The sequence below is a fragment of the Falsirhodobacter sp. alg1 genome (assembly GCF_000739715.2).
In the GTDB taxonomy this organism is placed as follows: Bacteria; Pseudomonadota; Alphaproteobacteria; order Rhodobacterales; family Rhodobacteraceae; genus Falsirhodobacter.
In genome coordinates, this window is the sequence record NZ_BBJC02000001.1 from 189,705 (window position 1) to 211,073 (window position 21,369).

A 21,369-nucleotide genomic window follows, 5' to 3' on the forward strand; every position below is an offset into this window, starting at 1 on the left:
GAGGGGAACGAGATGACCGACCTGCTGATCGGCGCCTATCCATGGATCAAGGCATTTCATGTGATCGCCGTCATCGCGTGGATGGCAGGGATTTTTTACCTTCCCCGCCTTTTTGTGTATCATGCCGAGAATGACGTACCGGAAGCACTGTTCCTGACGATGGAACGGCGGCTTCTGAAGGCGATCATCAATCCGGCCATGATCGCCACCTGGATTTTCGGCCTATTGCTGGTGGCGACGCCAGGTGCGGTTGATTGGGGGCAGATCTGGCCATGGACCAAGGCCATATCAGTTCTGGCGATGACGGGCTTTCATGGTTGGCTTTCCGCCCGCCGCAAGGACTTCGAGCGGGGAGACAACAAGCTGACGGGCCGGACCTACCGGATCATGAACGAAGTACCGACGCTGCTGATGATCGTCATCGTCCTGTCGGTGATTGTCCGGTTCTAGTTGACTCAACTGGGTCAGGCGAATATGCGGGTTGGGCAGGGTCGTCCGACCCACTGCATTTTCCGTTTTGACGTGATCGCTGTGAGCCCTTCTTTCGGGCGTCGCGCCCCCAAAGATAAGTTTTTCTCCCGCATGAACGATATTCCTGAAACACTCGAACGCCTCAACCTGTCCGATCTGAAGGCGAAAACGCCCGCAGACCTTCTGTCCATGGCAGAAGAGTGGGAGATCGAGAATGCGCCCTCCATGCGGAAGGGCGAGATGATGTTCCAGCTGCTGAAGGAACATGCCGAGGAAGGCTGGGAAATTGGCGGCGACGGTGTTCTGGAGGTTCTGCAGGACGGTTTCGGCTTCTTGCGGTCACCGGAGGCGAACTATCTGTCCGGGCCGGACGATATCTATGTCAGCCCTGACATGATTCGGCAGTATTCGTTGCGGACGGGTGATACCGTAGAGGGCGTTATCAAGGCCCCAAGCGAAAGCGAACGCTATTTTTGCCTGACCCGCGTGCAGAAAATCAACTTCGATACGCCCGAGAATGCGCGTCACAAGGTCCATTTCGACAACCTGACGCCGCTTTATCCCGATGAGCGCTTGAAGATGGAAATCGAGGATCCGACGATCAAGGATCGCTCTGCGCGGATTATCGACCTCGTCTCGCCGATCGGTAAAGGCCAGCGCGCTCTGATCGTGGCCCCACCGCGGACCGGTAAGACGGTTCTGCTGCAGAATATTGCCAATTCGATCGAAACGAATCATCCGGAATGCTATCTGATCGTTCTTCTGATCGACGAACGGCCCGAAGAAGTTACGGATATGCAGCGCAGCGTGAAAGGGGAGGTTGTTTCCTCCACCTTTGACGAGCCGTCGACGCGCCACGTTGCCGTGGCCGAGATGGTAATCGAGAAAGCGAAGCGCTTGGTAGAGCATAAACGGGATGTCGTGATCCTGCTGGACAGTATCACACGCCTGGGACGTGCGTTTAACACGGTTGTTCCGTCTTCCGGCAAGGTTCTGACCGGCGGTGTGGATGCGAACGCGCTGCAACGGCCCAAACGGTTCTTCGGCGCGGCGCGGAATATCGAAGAAGGTGGATCGCTGACCATCATTGCAACGGCCCTGATCGATACGGGAAGCCGGATGGATGAGGTCATCTTCGAAGAATTCAAAGGCACCGGTAACTCGGAGATCGTCTTGGATCGGAAAGTGGCGGATAAACGCGTTTTCCCTGCGATGGACATTCTGAAATCCGGTACGCGGAAAGAAGATCTGCTGGTCGAGAAATCCGATCTGCAGAAAACCTATGTTCTGCGCCGTATTCTGAACCCGATGGGTACGACAGATGCCATCGAGTTCCTTATCTCGAAGCTGAAACAGACAAAATCAAACTCCGATTTCTTCGATTCGATGAATACCTGAGTTTCAGGAGCGGCAGATGGACACGATCTATGCCTTGGCAAGTGCGCGGGGGCGAGCGGGTATTGCGGTCATTCGCATATCCGGTCCTGCCGCATTCGATGCTGTTGCCTCGTTCGACGTATCGCTTCCACCTGTCAGACAAGCTGGACTTCGGAAGTTGTCCGACAAGTCGGTAGAGCTGGATGAAGCGCTGGTTCTTCTGTTCGAGGCGGGGCAGAGCTTTACGGGTGAACGGGTTGCCGAGCTGCATATTCATGGCAGCCCCGCGACGATTTCCGCGGTGCTTCGGGCTCTTTCCACGCGTAATGGATTGCGCTTGGCAGAGGCGGGGGAATTTACCCGTCGTGCCTTGGATAACGGATGTCTGGATCTGGCGCAGGTGGAAGGTCTTGCAGATCTGATAGACGCTGACACCGAAGCCCAGCGTCGTCAGGCGCTGCGTGTTCTATCCGGGGCCATCGGTAAGCGGGCAGAACGCTGGCGCGGTGATCTGATCCGGGCCGCAGCCCTGATCGAGGCGACAATCGATTTCGCAGATGAAGATGTGCCCATTGATGTCACACCGGAGGTGTCTACGCTGATCGCATCGGTGTTGACCGATTTGCGGGTAGAAGCGGCGGGTGCCCCGATTGCCGAGCGGATACGTGACGGATTCGAAGTGGCGATCCTAGGCGCGCCAAATGCCGGAAAATCTACTCTTCTCAATATGTTAGCTGGTCGTGAGGCGGCATTGACATCAGATGTGGCAGGGACAACCCGAGATGTGATCGAGGTCCGTATGGATCTTGCAGGGTTGCCAGTGACGCTTCTTGATACGGCAGGGCTACGGACAACCGATGACCGTATCGAGACATTGGGGATTGAAAGGGCAATGGATCGCGCCGCACGGTGTGATCTTCGTGTATTCCTGGACGATGGGACGGTGCTACCGCTCATGCCTGCCGACTCCGATATTGTCGTAAAGGCAAAAGCTGACCTTGGGGGCGAAGGCGTCTCTGGTCTGACAGGGCAGGGTGTAGATGTCCTGATCGATACAATCCGGCAACGGTTGGAAGTGATGGGAAGTGGCGCAGGCACATTCACGCGCGAACGCCATCGCCTGGCGGCTGTTCACGCAATTGCAGCTTTAGAATCAGCTGTGAATGAGTTAAAAGGGTTGGATCGCGGCGAGATTGCTGCCGAGTTTTTGCGAGACGCTGTCGGCCAGCTCGACTCTCTGGTTGGGCGGATTGATGTCGAAGACCTGTTGGGCGAAATTTTCGCAAGTTTTTGTATCGGAAAATAAGGAATGTTTCACGTGGAACATTTTGGCGTAATTGTAATCGGTGGTGGGCATGCGGGCGTTGAGGCGGCTGCAGCCTCCGCGCGTGCCGGTACCAAAACACTTTTGATTTCATTCTCGATGGACGGTATCGGGGTCATGTCCTGTAACCCGGCCATTGGCGGGCTGGGGAAGGGGCATCTCGTCCGAGAGGTTGATGCACTTGACGGGATCATGGGGCGTGCAGGTGATCGTGCTGGTATCCAATATCGGCTATTGAACCGGCGCAAAGGCGCGGCCGTTCAAGGCCCCCGCATCCAGGCGGATCGTAAGCTTTATAAAGCCGCGGTTCAGGATCTGCTTTCAAAAACGGAAAACCTGCAAGTTCTGGAAGCAGAAGTTGCAGGATTGGATATCCGCGACAATATCGTGGCCGGAGTTATTCTTTCCGACGGCGCGGTGATCGAGGCAAAATCGGTTGTCCTGACTGCAGGGACGTTCTTGAATGGCGTTATCCATATCGGAAATCGTTCGCATCAAGGCGGGCGGCTTGGTGACCGGCCATCAGTCAAGCTGGCCGAACAGCTCGCTGCATTGAACCTTGCACGGGGGCGTCTGAAAACAGGTACGCCGCCGCGACTTGATGGACGCACGATCAATTGGGATATTCTGGATCGACAGGATGGCGATGAGCAACCTGTCATGCTCTCATTCATGAACACACAGCCTTTGGTCGATCAGGTTGCCTGCGGTGTTACCCATACCAATGCCCAGACACATGATATCGTCCGCAATAACCTCTCGCTTTCAGCAATGTACGGCGGCCATATTGATGGGGTAGGGCCACGTTATTGCCCCTCGATCGAGGACAAGGTCGTGCGGTTCGCGGATAAGGAGTCGCATCAGATATTCCTTGAGCCTGAAGGTTTGGATGATCACACAATCTATCCTAATGGCATTTCGACATCTCTGCCTGCGCATGTTCAACTGGATTACGTCCGGACAATCCGTGGGTTGGAGGCCGTCGAAATCCTCCAACCCGGTTACGCGATCGAATATGACTATTTTGATCCGCGCGAGTTGGATGAATCCCTGCAATTGCGCGCAGTGGAGGGATTGTTCTTTGCCGGGCAGATAAATGGCACAACCGGGTATGAAGAGGCAGCTGCTCAGGGGCTCGTAGCCGGTCTGAATGCAGCGCAGCGGGTCAAGGATCAAGCGCCGGTCATTTTCAAGCGTACCGAAAGCTATATAGGCGTCTTGATCAATGACCTGACTTCACGTGGTGTAACCGAACCCTATCGCATGTTCACATCACGGGCAGAGTTCCGGCTATCGTTGCGTGCCGATAATGCGGATCAGCGATTGACTCCTATTGGTATTCAGTACGGACTTGTTGGCGAACGCAGGGACGCATCGTTCAAGAACAAGCTTGCTTCGCTTGAAGGCGCGAAGGAAGAACTGGCATCACTTTCTATCACACCGCAGGAGCTTGTGCGGCGTGGTGCAGCAGTGAGCATGGATGGCGCGCGCCGGAATGGCTTGGCTGTTCTGTCTATTGACGGCATCACACCGTCTTTGCTCGATGACATGGCTCCGACGTTTGCCGCCTTGCCTGATCCGCTTCGTGAGCAGATCATCACAGATGCAATTTACGATAGATACTCCGCTCGCCAGCAGGCGCAGGCTGATGTCATCAATCGGGATGAGGAGCTGAAAATTCCGAAAACGCTCGATTATACCACCATATCAGGCCTTTCTAATGAGCTGACGACGAAGCTTGTCAAACGCGCCCCGGATAATATTGCTGCTGCGAAGAAGATCGAAGGAATGACGCCGTCAGCCCTGTTGTTGATCATATCCCATTCCCGCCGCGCTATGAAAGTTGCATAAGGTGCGTGTTTCACGTGAAACAACCATTCGTCTGGAAGGTTTTGCAAAGCAACTTTTGCGATGGAATGGTGCAATCAATCTGATTGCCAAATCTACTGAATCCAATGTTTGGGATCGTCATATTCTTGACTCCCTACAGGTTTTTGATCTGGCGGAAGCTGGGGCGCATTGGGTTGATTTGGGGTCAGGCGGCGGCCTTCCAGGAATGGTGGTCGCGATCTGTGCCGCAGAACTTCGTCCGGATTTATGCTTCACGTTTGTGGAAAGCGACAAACGCAAATGCACGTTTCTTCGGGAAGCTGCCCGTGAAGCGCAAATTAAGGTCAATGTAATATCCGAACGGATCGAAGCCATCGAACCGCTTAGGGCAGATATCCTTTCTGCGCGCGCTTTGGCAAATCTGGCCGTATTGTGTGAATATTCTGAACTGCATCGTAAACCTTCTGGCCAATCCCTGTTTCTTAAGGGGGCCAAACATGATGCCGAGATTGCCGATGCGCAAAAGATGTGGCATTTCGAACCTGTTATCCATCCAAGCAGTACAGACCCGTCTGCTGTGATTGTTGAAATCGGGAGCATTTCGCGTGTCTGATCAGTGCCGTATTATCGCCATCGCAAACCAGAAGGGGGGCGTTGGTAAAACAACATCGGCCATAAATCTTGCAGCAGCACTTGCTGAGAAGGGCCTCAAGACTCTGCTGGTGGATCTTGACCCCCAAGGGAATGCTTCCACCGGATTGGGAATTGAAACCGAACAACGCGACGTTACAACGTATGATCTGCTGTTTGGCGATGTCGGTGTATCCGACGCCGTAAAGTCAACCAGTATAGACAGGCTGTTTGTATGCCCTGCAAATGCGGATCTTGCATCGGCCGATATCCAGTTGATGGATAACGAAGATCGTATGACCATCCTTCGTTCGGCACTTCGGACCCCGCAGGGGAGCGGAGATTTCGATTATATCCTGATCGACTGTCCACCGTCACTTAGCCTTCTGACGCTGAATGCCCTGGTTGCCGCGGACTCGGTGCTTGTTCCACTACAGAGCGAATTCTTTGCCTTGGAAGGCCTGTCACAACTGATGCTGACTGTACGGGAGGTCCGTCAGGCCGCAAATTCGGCATTACGGATCGAAGGCATTGTTCTGACCATGTACGATAAACGGAACAATCTGTCGCAACTGGTCGAAAATGATGCGCGAAAAACGCTGGGGGAACTTGTATTCGCCACCATCATCCCGCGTAATGTCAGGGTTAGTGAGGCGCCGTCATTTGCGCTCCCGGTTCTGCAATACGATCCGAACTCGCGGGGGAGTGAGGCATATCGTGCCCTCGCAACAGAAATGACGCAGCGACATGCTGCGGTATTGAAGGTAAGCGCATGATGGAACGCAAGGCTGAACGGCGCGGTCTGGGGCGAGGACTCTCCGCCTTGATGGCGGATATCAATGTGGACACTCCGGTTGAAAACGGATCACGTCGGTCCGAAACTTCGCTGCCCATCGAAAAGATTATCCCGAATCCGAACCAGCCACGCCGTGATTTTGAACCCGCTGCGCTTTCTGATCTTGCGGCCTCCATTCGTGCCAAGGGTGTCATCCAGCCATTGATCGTTCGCCCGATCGAGGGCACGGATCAATATGAAATTGTCGCGGGAGAGCGTCGGTGGCGCGCGTCGCAGCTGGCACAATTGCATGATGTCCCTGTGGTCATCCGGGATTTCGATGATACCGAAGTGCTGGAAGTTGCCATCATTGAAAATATCCAGCGGGCTGACCTCAATCCGATCGAAGAGGCTTTGGGCTTTCGGGCATTGATGGACCGATTTGGCCATACGCAGGAAAAACTGGCGGATGCCCTGTCAAAAAGCCGGTCGCATATTGCCAACCTGCTCCGGCTGCTGAACCTTCCCGATGATGTGCAGCGCTATCTACGGGATGGGCAGTTGTCTGCCGGGCACGCCCGCGCGCTGATCACTTCCCAAGATGCCTCGCGCCTCGCGCGTCAGGTTATCGATAAAGGATTGTCGGTCCGCGAAACCGAACGTCTGGCCAAAGGCGTGTCAAAACCGAAGTCGGAATCCAAGCCTAGGGTCGATGTGGAAAAGGATGCCGATACCCGTGCCCTCGAATCCGACCTTACGGCCAACCTGGGGATGGAAGTGCAGATAGATCATCTGGCTGGCGGTGAAAACGGCGTAATATCAGTGCGTTACAGGTCTCTGGAGGATCTGGATAACCTTTGTCGCCTGTTGTCGTCTATGCCTCGGGGCGTGTCCAAAGCATGATGGCCACACAGGCCAGTATCAGGGCCTGAAACACGATGATTGGTGTTGCCAGCCCCCAGGCAACGCTGATTCCAAACACGATAACCATCGAACATGTGGCCTTCCATTTGGCACTGCGGCTGATGGTGCGGTTGGTTTGCCAGTTTCTGATGCTTGGTCCCAGGCGCGGATGTGTCAGCAACCAATGGTGCCACCGCTCGGAGGATCGTGAAAAGCAGAATGCCGCCAGCAGTATGAACGGCACCGTGGGAAGCAACGGCAGGATTACCCCCAGAAGCCCGGCCCCCAAGGCCAGAGCGCCTGCAGCGCCCCATAGTGCCCGCTTCATGCCGCCAGTGCGGCAATGACCGCATTCAACAGGATACGTCCTTGGGGGGTCGCACATAGCCTGTCGCCATCCAGGGTAACCATCTCCAGATCCAGCATGCGTGCCAGCCCTTTCCGGTCCAGTGCGGTAGGGGAGAGGGCCATCAAGCGGTTCAGGTCCAATCCGTCACGCAGGCGCAATCCCATCATCAGGTATTCATCGGCCTGCTCGCTGGCGGTGACAACCTCTCTCGGGGCTTCTCCATGGCCCGCCTCGGCAGCGTGCAGCCACGCCCCGGGTGCCTTTGGCGCCACCGTGGCCCACCGTGTTCCCTCCAGCGTCAGACGGCCGTGTGCACCTGGGCCAATCCCCAGATAATCGCCTCCCTGCCAGTAGATACGGTTATGGCGGCTTTCTGCACCCGCTCGGGCGTGATTGGACACTTCGTACGCAGGCATCCCGTGCGCTTCGCACAGGTCCTGTGTCAGCGTGTACATATCCGCACCCAGATCGTCCGATGGCAGCCCGCGAAGTCCGCCTCGGGCAAAACGGTCTCCGAATGCCGTGCCGTCCTCAATGGTCAGTTGGTACATCGACAGGTGATCCACCGCCATGGACAGCGCTTCCTGCAGTTCCGCCTCCCATGCAGCCAGTGTCTGGTCCTGTCGTGCATAAATCAGATCGAAGCTGACCCGGTCGAAGGTTGACCGGGCAATGTCAAACGCCTTCCGCGCCTCGGCAACCGAATGAAGCCGGCCCAACCGGCGCAGATCGGCATCATTCAGCGCCTGCACCCCCATGGAAATGCGGTTCACACCAGCATCGGCATAGGCCCGGAAGCGGCCCGCTTCGACCGAACCCGGATTGGCTTCAAGGGTGATTTCGATGTCATTCGCATTGGGCCATGTCATGCGGATGCGCGACAGGATGGCATCCACCACCGACGGATCCATCAAAGAGGGGGTGCCTCCGCCAAAAAACACGGTGTTCAGGACACGCCCGCTGGTTTCCGCCCCCATACGGTCAATTTCGGCCAGATAGGCGGCCTGCCAGCGTTCCTGATCTATATTGGCCGAGACATGGCTGTTGAAATCGCAATAGGGGCATTTCGACTGGCAAAACGGCCAGTGCAGATAGAGGCCGAAGCCACCGTTCCGCCAGTCTTCCATCACGCGCCCTTCAGTGCGGTGACTTCGATTTCCACCAGCATTTCAGGGCGGATCAAACCTGCAACGACCATGGTCGCGGCCGGACGGATATCGGCAAAAACCTCACCCAACGCCGGGATCAGATCATCGACCAACGCGGCATCTGTGACCGTGTATTGCACACGCACCACGTCGGCCATTTCAAAGCCGCCGTCAGCCAGTGCCTTGGCAATCGTGGCAAAACAATTGCGCGCCTGATCGGCGATACCGGCAGGCATGACGCCATCGGCCCCGTATCCGGTGGTGCCGGACACAAAACACCAATCGCCTTTTACGACGGCGCGGGAATAGCCCATTTTCGTTTCGAACGGCGAACCGGAAGAGATCAGCTTCATGAAAAACATCCTTTGACGAGTTTGCGGAAGGCATCGGCACGATGCGAGATTTCGTTTTTCTGCTCGGCCGACATCTCGCCCAGTGTCATCTCAAAACCGTCGGGTTGGAAGATGGGATCATAGCCATGTCCCTCGGCCCCGCGCATGGGCCATACGACGCGGCCATCCAGTCGCCCCACAAAAACTTCGTCATGGCCGTCGGGCCAGGCAAGGACCAAGGTCGCATTGAACTGGGCGGTCCNGGGGAAGGGGGCATTCGCTGCCTCCAGCTTCTCCCAGACCAGCCCCATGGCCATTTTGAAATCACGCCCGTTCGGGGTTTCGGCCCAATCGGCGGTATAGACGCCGGGGGCACCGTCCAATGCATCGATGGTGATGCCGCTGTCATCGGCCAGTGCCGGCAAACCGGTGGCCTTGGCGGCGGCATGGGCCTTTATCCGGGCATTCCCGACAAAGGTCGTTTCGGTCTCGGGCGGATCGGGCAGGTCGTGATCGCGGTTGCTTTCCACCGAAATGCCATAGGGGGCAAGCAGGGCCCGCATTTCGGCCAGCTTTCCGGCATTGCCGGTCGCAAACAGGATACGGTCGCCGGAAAATGCTCTCATGCAAGGGCTGCCTTCTGTGCTGCAACCAGCGCATCGGTGCCAGCCTCGGCCAGATCCAGCAGCTCGTTCATTTCCGTGCGGGAAAAGGTTGCCCCTTCGGCCGACATCTGGATCTCGATCAGCCTTTTCGACCCGGTCAGGATGAAATTGCCATCGGTACCCGCTGCGGAATCCTCGGCGTAATCCAGATCCAGCAAGGGTTGCCCTGCATAGATCCCGCAGGAAACGGCAGCCACGTGGTCGATCACCGGGTCCGAAACGATTGCGCCGGTCTTCATCAGCTTGTTGATCGCCAGGCGCAATGCAACCCAACCACCGGTGATGGCGGCGCAGCGGGTTCCTCCGTCGGCCTGCAGCACATCACAGTCGATGGTGATCTGGCGTTCACCAAGTGCGCTGCGGTCGATCCCTGCACGAAGGGCCCGGCCGATCAGGCGCTGGATTTCCTGTGTGCGGCCCGATTGCTTGCCTGTCGCCGCCTCACGCCGGTTCCGGCTGGTTGTCGCGCGGGGCAGCATGCCGTATTCCGCAGTGACCCAGCCAAGACCGGTATTGCGCAAGAACGACGGCGGGCGATCTTCGATCGAGGCAGAACACAGAACATGCGTATCCCCCATCTTGATCAGGCACGAGCCTTCGGCATGTTTCATGACGCCTGTCTCAATGGAAACATCGCGCATCTGGTTCAGGGAACGGCCGGAGGGACGCATGGAAAACTCCTGTATCTACTGGCTGTCAGATACCGTCTGGGGGGGCAATGATGCAACCCGCATTGACGTTTGCGGTTGTCACCCCCTAATTGATGGATATGCCAGATACACGACAGATCCTTTCCGATATGAACGAACGCTCCCGCGATGTTTTCCGTCGGGTGGTGGAGGGATATCTCGATAGCGGTGAGCCGGTCGGATCCCGTACGCTGACACGGGTACTGAACGAACGGGTCAGCGCGGCCACCGTACGGAACGTGATGCAGGATCTGGAAATTCTGGGCCTGCTGGATAGCCCGCATGTCTCTGCCGGGCGCGTACCCACCCAACTGGGCCTGCGGATGTTCGTGGATGGGCTGCTGGAAGTGGGAGAGGTGTCGGTAGAGGATCGGGAGAAGATAGACGCCAGCGGCGGCGCCCCCGATATCACCAGCCTGATGAACCGCGTCGGAAAGACACTGTCGGGCATCACCCGCGGGGCCAGTCTGGTTCTGACACCCAAACACGAGGCCCCGATCCGCCATATCGAATTCGTGCAGCTGGGTACGGACCGGGCGCTGGTGGTGCTGGTTTTCGCGGATGGCAGTGTCGAGAACCGTGTCTTCACCCCACCGCCCGGACAGACATCCTCCTCCATGCGCGAGGCGGCCAATTTCCTGAATGCCCTTGCCGATGGCCGGACGCTGAGTGAATTGCGCCAGAATATCGTGCAGGATATGACACGGCGGCGGCAGGAGATCGACACATTGGCGCAGGCGCTGGTCGATGCGGGCCTTGCGCTGTGGGAAAACCCCGGCGAACAGTCCGAACGGCTGATCGTCCGCGGTCAGGCCAATCTGCTGGAAGGGGACGCCCGCGATGTGGACCGCATCCGCAGCCTGTTCGAGGATCTGGAAATGAAGCGCGACATCGCCGAATACCTGCATCTGGCCGAAGCAGGCGACGGGGTGCGTATTTTTATCGGGTCGGAGAACAAGCTTTTCTCACTTTCGGGTTCCTCTCTGGTGGTCTCTCCCTATATGAACGCCGATCGTAAGATTATCGGTGCGGTCGGGGTTATCGGCCCGACGCGGCTCAATTATGGTCGCATCGTGCCGATTGTCGATTATACCGCGCAACTGGTCGGACGCCTTGTATCTGAACGGGGCAAAGGATGAAAAACATGACGCAAGACGACAAGAAAGACGACATGACGGATACCAGCGAATTCATGGAAGATATGCCCGAGCAGGATTCGGAACTGGAAACGCTGCGTGCCGAACGCGACGAGATGCGTGACCGCTGGATGCGGGCATTGGCCGATGCGGAAAACTCGCGCAAGCGGGCCGATCGTGACCGGCGTGAAGCCGAGAACTATGGCAGCACCCGTCTGGCACGCGATCTTCTGCCCGTGCATGATAACCTGCGCCGCGCGCTGGATGCCGCGACCGAAGAACAGCGCGCCGAATCGGCAGCATTTTTCGAGGGCGTCGAACTGACCATGCGCGAACTGCTCAATGTCATGGACAAGCATGGCGTGAAGGCTGTCAGCCCGAAGGTCGGTGACAAATTCGATCCGCAAAACCACGAGGCGATGTTCGAGGCCCCGGTGCCCGGCACGGTCGCGGGTAACATCATTCAGGTGATGACCGAAGGGTTCATGCTGCACGACCGGCTGCTGCGTCCGGCGCAGGTTGGCGTATCCTCCACCCCTGCATGACAGATCTGAAAAAGGCGCCCCATGAGGGCGCCTTTTTTGTATCAGACCAGACCGCGCAATTCATAGATCAGGGCCAGCGCCTGCATCGGTGTCAGATCATCAGGCTGCAACTCTGCCAGGCGGGCCTCTATGCCGGATCTGGCAGGCGCGGGGGCTGCAACGGGCGCAGGCGGAACGCGGAACAGGGGAAGGTCATCCAGCAGGGCCTCCTTGCGCTGCCCGTTCCTGTCGCCCGCTTCCAGCGTCTCCAGCACTGTTCTGGCCCGCTCGATCACGGCCGGGGGCAGCCCGGCCAGTCGCGCCACCTGCACCCCGTATGACCGGTCCGCAGCGCCCTTCTTCACCTCGTGCAGGAATACGACATCCCCGTCCCATTCGCGCACGGTCACGGTGGCATTTTCCACTCCGTCCAGCTTCTGCGACAGGGCCGTCATCTCATGGTAATGTGTGGCGAACAGGGCGCGACACCGGTTGCTGTCATGCAGATGCTCCAATGTGGCCCATGCAATCGACAGCCCGTCATATGTGGCCGTTCCGCGTCCGATCTCGTCAAGGATGACCAGCGCCCGATCATCCGCCTGATTCAGGATCGCGGCGGTTTCCACCATTTCCACCATGAAGGTGGACCGGCCCCGCGCCAGATCATCCGCCGCGCCCACGCGGCTAAACAACTGGCTGACCAGACCGATATGCGCCGATTTCGCAGGCACAAAGCTGCCCGCCTGCGCCAGCAGGGCCATCAGGGCATTCTGCCGCAGGAATGTGGATTTACCGGCCATGTTCGGGCCGGTCAGCAGCCAGATCGCGGGCGTTCCTTTGTCGGTCAGGCCGCAGTCATTGGCCACAAAGGCCTCTCCCTTGCGGCGCAGCGCCCGTTCCACCACGGGGTGCCTGCCGCCGGTTATGACAAAGGCGCGGCTGTCATCCACGCGCGGTTCCACCCAATCCTCGGCAGCGGCCAGAWCGGCCAAGGCTGCGGCCACATCCAGCACGGCCAGCGCCCGCGCGGCAGTCCCTATGGCTGCTGCGGCTTCCATGATTGCCCCGCGCAGCGCCGTAAAATGGCGCTTCTCGATTTCCAGCGCATGGTTGCCGGCGTTCAAGATGCGTGTTTCCATCTCTGACAGTTCGACGGTGGTAAAGCGAATCTGGTTCGCGGTGGTTTGCCGGTGGATGAAGCCTGCATTCCGCAGCGTGGCCTCATGTGCGGTCGTTGCCTCGATAAAATATCCAAGCACGTTGTTATGCTTGATCTTCAGGCTGCCGATTCCGGTCTGTGCCACGTAATCCGCCTGAAGCCGCGCAATGACCCCGCGGCCTTCGTCCCGCAGGCGGCGGGTTTCGTCCAGCTCGGCATCGAACCCTTCCGCAATAAAACCACCGTCCCGCGCCAGAAGCGGCGGCTCCGCCACAAGGGCTTCTTCCAAACGCAGCCGGATCGCATCATGCCCCTTCAGGGCCGAAACGGCATCGGCCAGATGCGGCGGCGCGCCCTCCAGAACCACCAGTGCGGCCTGTGCCAGACCGGCGCGGATCTGTGCCATATCGCGCGGGCCGGCCCGTTCCAGTGCGACGCGTGACAGGGCGCGGTCCATATCCGGCACGTGCCGCAGACGGGCGCGCAGGTCCTCACGCTGGCGGGGGTGGTCCACCAGAAACCGCACCGCCTCCAGACGTGCATGGATCGTACCCAGATCACATGAGGGGGCGGCAAGCCGCCGTTCCAGCAGCCGCGCCCCGGGGGCGGTTACCGTTCTGTCCATCGCGGCCAGCAGGGAGCCTTCACGACCACCGGTCAGTGATTGCGCAATTTCCAGATTGCGGCGGGTCGACGGGTCGATATGCAGGGCGGCGCCCGGTGTTTCGCGCACGGGCGGCTGCAACAGCGGCAGCTTGCCGCGCTGCGTCAGGTCCAAGTAATCGACCAGGGCCCCGAGGGCGGCCACCTCTGCCCGGCTAAAGGGCGCAAAGGCCTCGAGTGATCCAACCTTCCAGAGGGCGCGCAGACGTTTATCGGCCCCCGCACTGTCGAAACTGGCGCGGGACAGGGGCGTGACGGCAGCATCCACCTCTGACAGAAGGGCGGCCATCTCCACCTCCTGGGCGTCGGCCACCAGAATCTCGCGCGGGGCAAGGCGGGCCAGTTCCGGCAGCAGCCGTGGCAGGGGGCAGGGCATCACGCGCATCTCACCGGTGGAGATGTCTGTCCATGCAAGCGCGCCTTCACCGCGCACCTCGGCCCACGCCACCAGATAGTTGTGGCGGCGCGCCTCCAGCAACGCATCCTCGGTCAGGGTGCCGGGGGTGACCAGCCGTACGACCTCGCGCCGGACCACGGATTTGTAGCCGCGTTTCTTCGCTTCGGCCGGATCCTCCATCTGCTCGGCGATCGCCACGCGAAACCCCTTGCGGATCAGCCCCAGCAAATAGCTTTCGGCGGCATGATGCGGCACACCGCACATGGCGATATCCTCGCCCAGATGTTTGCCGCGTTTGGTCAGGGCGATATCCAGCGCCTCTGCCGCCATGACGGCATCGTCAAAGAACATCTCGTAAAAGTCGCCCATGCGGTAGAACAGCAGTGCGGCGGGGTGTTCTGCCTTGATCTGCAGATATTGCGCCATCATCGGCGTCGGCTCGGTCATGCTGTCCTCCGGTCTGTCGCGCCTTGTCATACGCGTTGCGCGCGGTTGCCGCAACGCGGGCAGCGGGATATGCACGTTGCAATCACATAAGCGGAGCTGCCCCATGTCGCGCATGAAGATCACCCCCGAGGAGGCGCTTGCCTACCATCTGGACCCCACGCCGGGTAAGTACGAGGTTGTGGCAACCACGCCGATGACCACGCAGCGCGATCTGTCCCTTGCCTATTCTCCGGGGGTGGCCGTGCCCGTGCAGGCCATCGCCGATAACCCCGAAACCGCCTATGACTATACGGTAAAGGGCAATATGGTGGCGGTCATCTCCAATGGGACGGCCATCCTCGGGATGGGCAATCTGGGCGCGCTGGCATCCAAGCCGGTGATGGAGGGCAAGGCCGTCCTGTTCAAACGCTTTGCCGATGTGAATGCGATCGATATCGAACTGGCGACCGAAGACGCCGATGAAATCATCAAGGCGGTCAGCCTGATGGGGCCGACCTTCGGCGGCATCAACCTTGAGGATATCAAGGCGCCCGAGTGTTTCATTATCGAAAGCCGTCTCAAGGAAATCATGGACATTCCCGTTTTCCATGATGACCAGCACGGCACCGCGGTGATCTGCGCCGCGGGCCTGATCAATGCGCTGGCGATCTCGGGCAAGAAGATCGAGGATGTGCGCATCGTGCTGAACGGGGCCGGGGCCGCAGGGATCGCCTGTCTGGAGTTGCTGAAATCCATGGGCGCGCGCCATGACAACTGCATCATGTGCGATACCAAGGGTGTGATCTATGCCGGTCGCACCGAGGGCATGAACCAGTGGAAATCGGCCCATGCCGCCAATACTGACCTGCGGACGCTGGAACAGGCGATGGATGGCGCGGATGTCTTCCTTGGTGTTTCGGCCAAGGGGGCGGTGACGCAGGATATGGTCCGCTCGATGGCCCCGGATCCTGTCATCTTTGCCATGGCCAACCCCGACCCCGAAATCACCCCCGAGGATGCGCAGGCCGTGCGCCCCGATGCGATCATGGCAACCGGCCGGTCGGATTACCCCAATCAGGTAAACAATGTTCTGGGCTTTCCGTATCTGTTCCGTGGCGCGCTGGACATTCATGCCCGTGCCATCAATGACGCCATGAAAATCGCCTGCGCCGAGGCCCTGGCCAAGCTGGCCCGTGAAGATGTGCCGGACGAGGTCGCCGCAGCCTATGGCCGTGAACTGACGTTCGGCCGCGATTATATCATTCCGACCCCGTTCGACCCACGCCTTATCCATATGATCCCGCCGGCCGTTGCGCGGGCAGGTATGGAAACCGGCGTCGCCCGTCGCCCGATCACCGATATGGCCGCCTATGAACTGTCGTTGAAATCGCGGATGGATCCGACCGCAAGCATCCTGCAGGGCGTGCATGCGCGTGCAAAGAATGCACAGGCCCGGATGATCTTTGCCGAAGGGGATGAGCCGCGCGTTCTGCGGGCAGCCGTTGCCTATCAGCGTGCCGGTCTGGGGCAGGCATTGGTGGTGGGCCGTGAGGCCGACGTAAGGCAGAAGCTGGAAACCGCAGGGCTGGGCGATGCCGTATCCGAACTGCAGGTGGTGAATGCCGCCAACAGCCCACATTTGGATGAATACAAGACATTCCTGAGCCAGCGGTTGCAACGAGAGGGGTTCGATTCCCACGATATCCGCCGTCTGGTGGGGCGCGATCGGCATGTCTTTTCGGCGCTGATGCTGGCGATGGGGCATGGTGACGGCCTTGTCACGGGGGTCACGCGTAAATCGGCCCATGTCCTGTCCGCCATCAACCATGTGTTCGATGCGGCACCGGGCCAGGGGGCGGCGGGTGTGACGGCGCTGCTGCACAAGGGCAGGATTCTGCTGATTGCCGATACGCTGGTGCATGAATGGCCGGAAGCCGAGGATCTGGCGACCATCGCCGAGCGCGCCGCCGCCGTTGCCCGCGATCTGGGGCTGGTTCCGCGTGTGGCCTTCGTCTCCTTCTCCACCTTCGGGTCCCCGAAATCCGAACGGTCAGCCAAACTGGCACAAGCGCCAAAGGTGCTGGATGCGCGGGGTGTGGATTTTGAGTACGAAGGCGAAATGACGGTCGATGTCGCGCTGAACCCCGCACAGATGGCGCAATATCCGTTCTGTCGCCTTACCGGGCCCGCCAATATCCTTGTCGTGCCGGCGCGCCATTCGGCCTCCATCTCTGTAAAGCTGATGCAGGAAATGGCGGGTGCAACGGTGATCGGCCCGATCCTGACGGGGGTAGCAAAACCGATCCAGATCTGTTCCACCACTGCTAGCGTGAATGACATCCTGAACATGGCTGTCATGGCCGCCTGCAAGATCGGCAGATAATGGCAGTCTGGAATTTCGGTTCGATCAACCTTGATCATGTGTACCGCGTGCCGCATCTTGTGGCGGCGGGCGAAACGCTGGCTGCCCAAAGCTATGATGTGGGGCTGGGCGGCAAGGGGGCCAACCAGTCCGTTGCAGCCGCCCGTGCGGGCGCGCTTTGTCACCACATCGGGGCAGTCGGCACCGATGGCGTCTGGGCGCGTGAGGCATTGGCCGGATATGGCGTCGATGTCACCCATGTAGCGGTCGGAGAGGTTCCGACCGGCCATGCCATCATCACCGTCGATGATCAGGGGGAAAACGCCATTGTGCTGTATCCCGGTGCAAATCAGGCGCCGGGGGCAACCATCCTGACCGCATTGGAAGGTGCAGGCGCAGGCGATCTGCTGCTGCTGCAGAATGAAACGGCCCGCCAGGCCGAGGCGGCTGCACTGGCAGCGGCACGCGGAATGGCCGTGGTCTATTCCGCAGCCCCTTTTGATGCGCAGGCCGTGCGGGATGTCCTGCCGTATCTGGGTTTGCTGATGATGAACAAGGGCGAAGCAGAGGCCCTGCGCACCGCAATGGGGATGTTGCCAGAGGTGGATATGATCATCACCCATGGCGCAGCAGGGGCCGAATGGCTGGGAAGCAGGGCGCTGCATGTTCCCGCATTCAAGGTGACCGCCGTTGATACGACCGGTGCTGGCGATTGTTTTGCAGGAACACTGGCAGCGGCGCTGGATGCAGGATTGCCGGCCGAGGCCGGTATGCGCCGGGCGGCGGCAGCGGCGGCGTTGCAGGTTACCCGCGAGGGGGCGGCCGCCGCGATGCCCGCGGCGGCCGAGGTCGATGCCTTTCTGGGCCGGACCTGATTACTTCGTCCGCGCGTTGCGCGTCGCCAGCAGTTTCAGGCGCAGCGCGTTCAGGCGGATGAAGCCTTCGGCGTCCTTCTGGTCGTAGGCACCGGCATCTTCCTCGAATGTCACATGCGCCTCGGAATACAGCGAATGATCGGACCAGCGGGCAACCGTACGGGCCGATCCCTTGTACAGTTTCACACGAACCGTTCCCGAGACATGCTCTTGCGACTTGTCGATCAGGGCCTGCAGCATTTCCCGCTCGGGCGAGAACCAGAAGCCGTTATAGATCAGCTCGGCATAGCGCGGCATGATCGAATCCTTCAGGTGGCCCGCACCCGAATCCAGCGTGATCTGTTCGATGCCGCGGTGTGCTTCCAGCAGGATCGTACCGCCCGGGGTTTCGTAGATGCCGCGTGACTTCATCCCGACAAAGCGGTTTTCAACCAGATCCAGACGGCCGACGCCATGTGCGCCGCCCAGTTCGTTCAGGCGGGTCAGGATGGTCGCGGGGGACATCGCCTCGCCGTTAATGGCAACGGCATCTCCCTTTTCAAAGGTGATTTCCACGATCTCGGGAGTATCCGGCGCCTGCTCCGGCGATACGGTGCGCTGGTAGACGTATTCGGGGGCTTCATCCCCCGGATTCTCCAGCACGCGGCCTTCGGATGATGTGTGCAGCAGGTTGGCATCTACGCTGAACGGCGCTTCGCCCCGCTTGTTCTTGGCAATCGGGATCTGGTTCTGCTCGGCAAATTCCAGAAGCTTGGTACGGCTGGACAGGTCCCATTCACGCCATGGCGCGATTACCTTGATATTGGGGTTCAGCGCATAGGCCGAAAGCTCGAACCGGACCTGATCGTTGCCTTTGCCCGTGGCGCCGTGGGATACGGCATCGGCCCCGGTTTCACGCGCAATCTCGACCAGACGCTTGGAAATGAGCGGGCGCGCGATAGAGGTGCCCAGTAGATACAGGCCCTCGTACAGCGCATTGGCGCGGAACATCGGGAATACGAAATCACGCACGAATTCCTCGCGCACATCCTCGATGTAGATGTTCTCGGGCTTGATGCCCAGCATCACGGCCTTTTCACGGGCGGGTTCCAATTCCTCTCCCTGACCCAGATCAGCGGTGAAGGTCACCACTTCGCAGCCGTATTCGGTCTGCAACCATTTCAGGATGATCGAGGTATCGAGGCCGCCAGAATAGGCAAGCACGACTTTCTTGGGCGTGGATTTCGGCTGGGACATAGGGGGCAGGCTCCGGAACTTGGGCGTGACACGTTGATCCGCGATAAGGCCTTTGTGACCTTGGGACAAGGCCTGCGGACCCAAAGCTGCCAGATTCCCCTTGAGAAGGCGCAGGCGCAGCCCTAGTGTCCGGCCATCATGACCGATTTTTCAGCCACTGTGCGTACCGCCACCGCAGCCCTGCGCGATCTGTTTCCCGAAACGCCGCTGCAGCGCAATGATTACCTCTCGGACCGCTACGGGGCCGACATCTGGCTGAAGCGCGAGGATCTGACGCCTGTGCGCAGCTTCAAGCTGCGCGGCGCCTTCAATGCCATGCGCAAGATCCGTGAACGCGATCCGTCGCAGACCCATTTCGTATGTGCCAGCGCGGGCAACCATGCCCAGGGCATGGCATTTTCCTGCCGCCATTACGGGGTGCGGGGCACGATCTTCATGCCGATCACCACGCCGCAGCAGAAAATTGCCAAGACCCGCGCCTTTGGTGGCGATCTGGTCGAGGTGGTGCTGGTGGGCGATTACTTTGACCGAACGCTGGCCTCGGCGCAGGCGTGGTGTCAGGAACAGGGGGCCTATTTCCTTGCGCCTTTCGATGATGATGATGTGATCGAGGGGCAGGCCTCCATCGGTGCGGAAATCATGGACCAGTTGGGCAAGGCACCCGACATGGTCGTGCTGTCTGTCGGGGGGGGCGGTCTGGCGTCCGGCGTCTCGCGCTTTCTGCGCGAGGTTTCGCCCGAAACGGACTTCCGCTTTGTGGAGCCTACGGGCGGTGCCAGCCTGAAGGCCGCGCTGGGCGCGGGCGCGCCCCATCGTCTGGAAACCGTTGACAGCTTTGTGGACGGGGCTGCCGTTGCCCGTCTGGGCGACCGGACCTTTGCCGCGCTGTCATGGGTGAATCCCGAAAACGTCATCCTCTGCCCAGAAGACCGTATCTGCGTCACGATGGTGGAAATGCTGAATGTCGAAGGGGTGGTTCTGGAACCTGCGGGGGCGATGGCCATCGATGCCCTGGACGATGTAGCGGATCAGATCGCAGGCAAAACCGTGGTCTGCGTCGTTTCCGGGGGCAACTTCGATTTCGAGCGTCTGCCCGAGGTCAAGGAGCGGGCACAGCGATTCATGGGGCGCAAGAAATACTTCATTCTGCGGATGCCGCAACGCCCCGGCGCGCTGCGTGATTTCCTTATGATCCTTGGCCCTGATGATGATATCGCGCGGTTCGAATACATGAAGAAATCGGCGCGGAACTTCGGCTCCATCCTGATCGGCATCGAAACAACCGACCCTGCAAACTTCGAACGCCTGTTCGCTGAGATGGAGGTTCAGGGATTCGGCTATCGCGACATCACCCATGATGCGACCTTGGCCGAATACCTGATCTAGGCCATTGCCGGCAGGGCGTTAAAGCCCTGCCATTTCACAGATGATCTGCCATTCGGTTTCCGTGACAGGCTGCACGGACATGCGGGAATTCTTGACCAGCACCATGTCGGCAAGGCGCGGATCGGCCTTTACCGCCTCCAGTGTCACGGGTGTCTTCACCGGCTGGACCGCGCGGATCGTCACGCAATCCCAGCGCGGATCCTCGGAGGTGCTGTCGGGCGCGCTCAGGCCACAGACCTCCACGATGCCCACAACCTCCTTGCCGACGTTGGAGTGATAAAAGAACCCGCGATCCCCCAGAACCATGGCGCGCATGTTGTTACGCGCCACATAGTTCCGAACGCCGGTCCATTCCTCGCCTTCCTCTCCCTTGGCAACCTGCTGGTCCCAGCTCCATGCGTCGGGTTCGGATTTGAAAAGCCAGTAGGCCATCAGCCAATCACCTTTTTCCATTCCTGAATTTCAACCGATTGGAACAGCCCCGCCTTGGCATAGGGATCCGCCCCGGCCCAGGCTCTTGCCGCGTCCAGATCCGCGACATCAAGGATCACCAGAGAGCCTGTCATCTCACCCGCCTCGTTCATGAACGGGCCTGCCAGAAAGACGACCCCCGTTGCCTCGGCATAGGCCAGATGGTCCGTCCGGTTTTCCTGACGTACGGTCAGGGCACCGGGTTTGTCCTTGCAGATGAGGGCTACGAGCATTGTGTCCA

Annotated in this window: 21 protein-coding genes; 12 read left to right on the forward strand and 9 right to left on the reverse strand. The window is 59.4% G+C overall.

Going from position 1 to position 21,369, the window contains the following annotated elements; translation table 11 throughout:
- Window positions 1–12 precede the first annotated feature (12 nt).
- The 7 genes from hemJ (at window position 13) to TR36_RS00955 (ending at window position 7,310) form a co-directional block, all read left to right on the forward strand.
- Window positions 13–450, forward strand: a complete 438-nt coding sequence (gene hemJ, locus TR36_RS00925; protein WP_045388403.1) for a protoporphyrinogen oxidase HemJ — start codon at window positions 13–15, stop codon at window positions 448–450.
- Between the two features lie 132 nt (window positions 451–582).
- Complete coding sequence (gene rho / locus TR36_RS00930; RefSeq protein WP_045388401.1) at window positions 583–1,869, forward strand: transcription termination factor Rho; 1,287 nt, start codon at window positions 583–585, stop codon at window positions 1,867–1,869.
- Window positions 1,870–1,885: 16 nt separating this feature from the next.
- A complete protein-coding gene (gene mnmE / locus TR36_RS00935) occupies window positions 1,886–3,154 on the forward strand; it encodes a tRNA uridine-5-carboxymethylaminomethyl(34) synthesis GTPase MnmE (protein WP_062762103.1) in 1,269 nt (422 codons plus the stop codon).
- A 12-nt stretch (window positions 3,155–3,166) separates the two neighbouring features.
- Entirely contained in the window at window positions 3,167–5,023 is a 1,857-nt protein-coding gene (gene mnmG / locus TR36_RS00940; protein ID WP_045388898.1) for a tRNA uridine-5-carboxymethylaminomethyl(34) synthesis enzyme MnmG, read from the forward strand.
- A 1-nt stretch (window position 5,024) separates the two neighbouring features.
- Entirely contained in the window at window positions 5,025–5,615 is a 591-nt protein-coding gene (gene rsmG, locus TR36_RS00945) for a 16S rRNA (guanine(527)-N(7))-methyltransferase RsmG (RefSeq protein ID WP_237763490.1), read from the forward strand.
- Window positions 5,608–6,408, forward strand: a complete 801-nt coding sequence (locus TR36_RS00950) for a ParA family protein (protein ID WP_062762105.1) — start codon at window positions 5,608–5,610, stop codon at window positions 6,406–6,408. Before rsmG ends, TR36_RS00950 begins: the two co-directional genes overlap by 8 nt.
- Window positions 6,408–7,310 carry a ParB/RepB/Spo0J family partition protein gene (locus TR36_RS00955; RefSeq protein WP_082714833.1) on the forward strand — a complete coding sequence of 301 codons (903 nt, stop codon included), beginning with the start codon at window positions 6,408–6,410 and terminating at the stop codon, window positions 7,308–7,310. The genes TR36_RS00950 and TR36_RS00955 overlap by 1 nt, the downstream gene beginning before the upstream one ends.
- Here the strand turns inward: TR36_RS00955 and TR36_RS00960 are convergent.
- The 5 genes from TR36_RS00960 to rph all read right to left on the reverse strand — a co-directional run bounded on the left by TR36_RS00960 (window position 7,282) and on the right by rph (window position 10,475).
- Window positions 7,282–7,638, reverse strand: a complete 357-nt coding sequence (locus TR36_RS00960) for a YbaN family protein (RefSeq protein ID WP_045388391.1) — start codon at window positions 7,636–7,638, stop codon at window positions 7,282–7,284. The two genes, TR36_RS00955 and TR36_RS00960, sit on opposite strands and share 29 nt — an antisense overlap.
- On the reverse strand, window positions 7,635–8,786 hold the full coding sequence (gene hemW / locus TR36_RS00965; RefSeq protein ID WP_045388389.1) for a radical SAM family heme chaperone HemW: 1,152 nt from the start codon (window positions 8,784–8,786) through the stop codon (window positions 7,635–7,637). The genes TR36_RS00960 and hemW overlap by 4 nt, the downstream gene beginning before the upstream one ends.
- On the reverse strand, window positions 8,786–9,160 hold the full coding sequence (locus tag TR36_RS00970; protein WP_045388386.1) for a RidA family protein: 375 nt from the start codon (window positions 9,158–9,160) through the stop codon (window positions 8,786–8,788). Before TR36_RS00970 ends, hemW begins: the two co-directional genes overlap by 1 nt.
- Window positions 9,157–9,765 (reverse strand): RdgB/HAM1 family non-canonical purine NTP pyrophosphatase, encoded by a 609-nt coding sequence (rdgB, locus tag TR36_RS00975; protein ID WP_062762107.1) that lies wholly within the window; start codon window positions 9,763–9,765, stop codon window positions 9,157–9,159. The genes TR36_RS00970 and rdgB overlap by 4 nt, the downstream gene beginning before the upstream one ends.
- Window positions 9,762–10,475: a ribonuclease PH gene (gene rph, locus TR36_RS00980; RefSeq protein ID WP_045388380.1), complete on the reverse strand. Its 714-nt coding sequence runs from the start codon at window positions 10,473–10,475 to the stop codon at window positions 9,762–9,764. The genes rdgB and rph overlap by 4 nt, the downstream gene beginning before the upstream one ends.
- A 98-nt stretch (window positions 10,476–10,573) precedes the next feature.
- On the opposite strand from rph, the gene hrcA reads away from it, so the two are divergent.
- Both hrcA and TR36_RS00990 read left to right on the forward strand, forming a co-directional pair.
- Window positions 10,574–11,632 carry a heat-inducible transcriptional repressor HrcA gene (hrcA, locus tag TR36_RS00985; RefSeq protein ID WP_045388895.1) on the forward strand — a complete coding sequence of 353 codons (1,059 nt, stop codon included), beginning with the start codon at window positions 10,574–10,576 and terminating at the stop codon, window positions 11,630–11,632.
- 32 nt (window positions 11,633–11,664) lie between these two features.
- Window positions 11,665–12,174, forward strand: coding sequence for a nucleotide exchange factor GrpE (locus TR36_RS00990; RefSeq protein WP_370553316.1), 510 nt, complete (start codon window positions 11,665–11,667; stop codon window positions 12,172–12,174).
- 41 nt (window positions 12,175–12,215) lie between these two features.
- On the opposite strand, the gene mutS is transcribed toward TR36_RS00990, so the two are convergent.
- On the reverse strand, window positions 12,216–14,819 hold the full coding sequence (gene mutS / locus TR36_RS00995; RefSeq protein ID WP_062762110.1) for a DNA mismatch repair protein MutS: 2,604 nt from the start codon (window positions 14,817–14,819) through the stop codon (window positions 12,216–12,218).
- A 103-nt stretch (window positions 14,820–14,922) separates the two neighbouring features.
- On the opposite strand from mutS, the gene TR36_RS01000 reads away from it, so the two are divergent.
- Window positions 14,923–17,181, forward strand: coding sequence for an NADP-dependent malic enzyme (locus tag TR36_RS01000; protein ID WP_045388371.1), 2,259 nt, complete (start codon window positions 14,923–14,925; stop codon window positions 17,179–17,181).
- Entirely contained in the window at window positions 17,181–18,035 is an 855-nt protein-coding gene (locus TR36_RS01005) for a ribokinase (RefSeq protein ID WP_045388368.1), read from the forward strand. The genes TR36_RS01000 and TR36_RS01005 overlap by 1 nt, the downstream gene beginning before the upstream one ends.
- On the opposite strand, the gene TR36_RS01010 is transcribed toward TR36_RS01005, so the two are convergent.
- A complete protein-coding gene (locus TR36_RS01010; protein WP_045388365.1) occupies window positions 18,036–19,271 on the reverse strand; it encodes an argininosuccinate synthase in 1,236 nt (411 codons plus the stop codon). It lies immediately after the preceding gene.
- Between the two features lie 138 nt (window positions 19,272–19,409).
- On the opposite strand from TR36_RS01010, the gene ilvA reads away from it, so the two are divergent.
- Window positions 19,410–20,657: a threonine ammonia-lyase IlvA gene (ilvA, locus tag TR36_RS01015; RefSeq protein WP_062762112.1), complete on the forward strand. Its 1,248-nt coding sequence runs from the start codon at window positions 19,410–19,412 to the stop codon at window positions 20,655–20,657.
- A gap of 18 nt (window positions 20,658–20,675) precedes the next feature.
- On the opposite strand, the gene TR36_RS01020 is transcribed toward ilvA, so the two are convergent.
- Both TR36_RS01020 and TR36_RS01025 read right to left on the reverse strand, forming a co-directional pair.
- Entirely contained in the window at window positions 20,676–21,089 is a 414-nt protein-coding gene (locus TR36_RS01020) for an EVE domain-containing protein (RefSeq protein ID WP_045388358.1), read from the reverse strand.
- On the reverse strand, window positions 21,089–21,361 hold the full coding sequence (locus tag TR36_RS01025; protein ID WP_045388355.1) for a YciI family protein: 273 nt from the start codon (window positions 21,359–21,361) through the stop codon (window positions 21,089–21,091). The genes TR36_RS01020 and TR36_RS01025 overlap by 1 nt, the downstream gene beginning before the upstream one ends.
- Window positions 21,362–21,369 lie beyond the last annotated feature (8 nt).

Coding starts and splice junctions, on each gene's coding strand:
- hemJ (WP_045388403.1), top strand. CDS start 13: ATGACCGACCTGCTGATCGGCGCCTATCCATGGATCAAGGCATTTCAT.
- rho (WP_045388401.1), top strand. CDS start 583: ATGAACGATATTCCTGAAACACTCGAACGCCTCAACCTGTCCGATCTG.
- mnmE (WP_062762103.1), top strand. CDS start 1,886: ATGGACACGATCTATGCCTTGGCAAGTGCGCGGGGGCGAGCGGGTATT.
- TR36_RS00955 (WP_082714833.1), top strand. CDS start 6,408: ATGGAACGCAAGGCTGAACGGCGCGGTCTGGGGCGAGGACTCTCCGCC.
- TR36_RS00960 (WP_045388391.1), bottom strand. CDS start 7,638: ATGAAGCGGGCACTATGGGGCGCTGCAGGCGCTCTGGCCTTGGGGGCC.
- hemW (WP_045388389.1), bottom strand. CDS start 8,786: ATGGAAGACTGGCGGAACGGTGGCTTCGGCCTCTATCTGCACTGGCCG.
- TR36_RS00970 (WP_045388386.1), bottom strand. CDS start 9,160: ATGAAGCTGATCTCTTCCGGTTCGCCGTTCGAAACGAAAATGGGCTAT.
- rph (WP_045388380.1), bottom strand. CDS start 10,475: ATGCGTCCCTCCGGCCGTTCCCTGAACCAGATGCGCGATGTTTCCATT.
- hrcA (WP_045388895.1), top strand. CDS start 10,574: ATGCCAGATACACGACAGATCCTTTCCGATATGAACGAACGCTCCCGC.
- TR36_RS00990 (WP_370553316.1), top strand. CDS start 11,665: ATGACGGATACCAGCGAATTCATGGAAGATATGCCCGAGCAGGATTCG.
- TR36_RS01000 (WP_045388371.1), top strand. CDS start 14,923: ATGTCGCGCATGAAGATCACCCCCGAGGAGGCGCTTGCCTACCATCTG.
- TR36_RS01005 (WP_045388368.1), top strand. CDS start 17,181: ATGGCAGTCTGGAATTTCGGTTCGATCAACCTTGATCATGTGTACCGC.
- TR36_RS01010 (WP_045388365.1), bottom strand. CDS start 19,271: ATGTCCCAGCCGAAATCCACGCCCAAGAAAGTCGTGCTTGCCTATTCT.
- ilvA (WP_062762112.1), top strand. CDS start 19,410: ATGACCGATTTTTCAGCCACTGTGCGTACCGCCACCGCAGCCCTGCGC.
- TR36_RS01020 (WP_045388358.1), bottom strand. CDS start 21,089: ATGGCCTACTGGCTTTTCAAATCCGAACCCGACGCATGGAGCTGGGAC.
- TR36_RS01025 (WP_045388355.1), bottom strand. CDS start 21,361: ATGCTCGTAGCCCTCATCTGCAAGGACAAACCCGGTGCCCTGACCGTA.